Annotated in this window: 4 protein-coding genes; all 4 read left to right on the forward strand. The window is 26.0% G+C overall.

Translation table 11 applies throughout. From position 1 onward, the window contains the following. Positions 1-183: 183 nt before the first annotated feature. The 4 genes from ON17_RS01550 to ON17_RS03375 all read left to right on the forward strand — a co-directional run bounded on the left by ON17_RS01550 (position 184) and on the right by ON17_RS03375 (position 2,243). Positions 184-828, forward strand: coding sequence for a hypothetical protein (locus ON17_RS01550; protein WP_017191749.1), 645 nt, complete (start codon positions 184-186; stop codon positions 826-828). A 228-nt stretch (positions 829-1,056) separates the two neighbouring features. After that, on the forward strand, positions 1,057-1,329 hold the full coding sequence (locus ON17_RS01555) for a hypothetical protein (protein ID WP_017191750.1): 273 nt from the start codon (positions 1,057-1,059) through the stop codon (positions 1,327-1,329). Positions 1,330-1,571: 242 nt separating this feature from the next. Next, positions 1,572-1,988: a DDE-type integrase/transposase/recombinase gene (locus tag ON17_RS01560; protein ID WP_017191751.1), complete on the forward strand. Its 417-nt coding sequence runs from the start codon at positions 1,572-1,574 to the stop codon at positions 1,986-1,988. A gap of 54 nt (positions 1,989-2,042) precedes the next feature. Then, the gene (locus ON17_RS03375; protein ID WP_425311409.1) at positions 2,043-2,243 is read left to right on the forward strand and encodes an IS3 family transposase; all 201 of its coding nucleotides are present in this window, start codon (positions 2,043-2,045) and stop codon (positions 2,241-2,243) included. Positions 2,244-2,653 lie beyond the last annotated feature (410 nt).

Here is a 2,653-nt window from a genome sequence, read left to right on the forward strand (position 1 = left end):
ATATATTAATTAAAAAGGAGGTTCTTTTTAAAATGGGTATCTTTCGTTTAGTGCCAAGTAGAAAAGAACAAAAAATTTCACTTATTCTTTCTATTATATTTTCACTTTTATTCTTCATACTTTTAATTATCTTTTATATAATGAATCAAAAAAAAGGCTAATAAAACCATTACTATTCCAAAAATGAAAAGTGAAATAAAAGAAGAATATTTCGAAGCAGGACAAGATAGCAATTTTAATCGTATCTCGCAGAAATATCCAATTGACAAAAGTACGCAAATAGGAGAGATTGGCAGTGGAGAATATAAATATGCATTATCTTTACCTAATTCCGATTATGTACTTGGAACACCTATAATTGACATTACTTATACTTGTTTTGGTTTCAATGGCTTAGATAAATGTCAATATCCTGATAAAGTACCTACTGATTTAAAAGCTTTTGTGAAACAAAAACCTTTTAATAAATGGTATTATCGTGATGAAAGTCTGCATTGGAACAAAACACAACCTAATTGTTTTGATGGGGTTGCTAGAGTGCCTCAAGACTTAGATAGTGTAAAAAATAATTCATTATTTACTCAAAAAAATACATTTCGTGATGGTGTTAATATAAATACTTCTGATTATAGTATTAAAATCGATTATAAAGGACCTAAATATATTTTAGATATGGACAAGGATTTTTATTTAAGACAAATTAAAATACCAAAAGACAATCTTTTAGGTAATCACGAGGAACAAACCTATTACCTTCACTTTAACCCCGTAAAACAATACATTACTTTATATACAGAACCAATGAATAATAGCTATTACATTAAGTAATAACCATTTAACTATTTAAAAAAGGAGCTACCTCAACCCTGTGCGTAAAACTTTAAGTCTTTATACTGAGAAGTTTAACACAGGAGGAGAATATAAACCACTTAGTGAGGATTAATTAATTATTTTTTTAAATAAAAAGGAGTTCTATTAAATTACTTTTATTTTAATAACTGAAATTTTTTTATAATAAAAATAGGTTAATAAAATAAAGAAGGGCTTCTTTTATTCATGAAAAAACAACATCATCATTACGATCTAAATACCAAATTAAAGGTTATTTTTGCGAAAAAAGAAGGTTTATTAAACAACCAACAAATTCAAGCCAAATATAAAATCAAAAATAAAACGCAAATATATCAATGGCTGATTTGGTTTAATAAGCAGCAACTTCATCGCTTACAACAACCCAAAGGTCAACAATATAAATATAGCAAAGGTATTTATGCTAATAAAAATGAAGTAGCCCTACAAGCTTTTAAAACCGCTATTAAAAAAAATTAGGCGCTAACCCGAAAAAAAATAAAAAACTTTATTTTGCCATTATTCGTGAATATAAAGAAAAAATTCCTTTAAACCAACTTTTAAGATGGTTAGGATTAGCTAAAACGACTTATTATCGTTGGTTAAAACAAAGTTTTAAACCACACGCGTTAACGCCTGTAGAAAACGCGATTATTAAAATCTGTAACAGAAATCGTCGTTTTGGTAAATTTATTTTAGGTTATCGTAAAGTTCATCATAAATTGATCAAAATAGGTTTTAAAATAAACCCTAAAACTGTTTTAAAAAAAATGCAGCAGTTTTATTTGTTATGTCAAACTATTAAAAACAAATATCAAAAACATATCCTTAAAAAACCGCCTCTTTCGGATTTAAATTTATTACAAAATAATTTTTATGCTTCTGAACCTTATAAGAAATTATGCACTGATATTACTACTTTAATCTATGGGCCTAATTATGACAAAAAACTTTATTTATCCGCAATTATGGATTTATATAACCGAGAAATTATCGCTTATACTATAGCCGATAAACAAGATCTGTCTTTAGTTATGAACAGTTTAGAACAATTAAAACCTTTAAAACACTCATGTCTGTTTCATTCTGACCAAGGCAGCCAATATACTGCTAAAAGATTTAAAACTACTTTAAAATAAAAAGGGTATCAACAAAGTTTCTCCGATGTCGGTATTCCTTCTCAAAACGCTTGTATTGAGTCTTTTTGGGCTAATTTAAAAGGAGAAAAACTTTATTTAAGTAATTTAGAACAAATTAATGCTAAAAAGATGATCCAAATGATTAATGAATACATTCTTTTTTATAATCAAAAAAGAATGATGCAAAGTTTAAACTATTCTGCGCCACAATTATTAAGCAAACAATTAAATAATCAAAAAAGCCAACAAATTTAAATTCATAACTTTTATTAATTCCCTTCTTTTTCAAAAAGAAAGGATTTTTGTTTTTTTTTAAAAAGCCAACAAATTTAAATTAAGCAATTTTTTTTTATTCCCTTCTTTTTTTTCAAAAAGGAAGGTTTTTAGTGCTTTTTAAAAAAACATATCCATCTTATTTGCAACAAAAACTCAAAAAAATGGTTATTTTTAAATTATTTTTGATCAAACTGGCGCAAAAAATCCCTTTTAAATGATCTTTTTTATCAAAGCAATCCTTTTTTATATTAATTTTTATTTTCCTTAGAGCTTTGATAGCAAAAACATACCTTAAAAGGGTATGTTGAAGGTCGCCGCCAAGTTAAATTTTGATCTTTTTTTTAATTTCTAAAATTAGATCTTCATTTTTAAAAAAAATTAAATAAAAA

Source organism: Poinsettia branch-inducing phytoplasma str. JR1, assembly GCF_000309465.1.
GTDB classification, from domain to species: Bacteria; Bacillota_I; Bacilli_A; order Acholeplasmatales; family Acholeplasmataceae; genus Phytoplasma; species Phytoplasma pruni.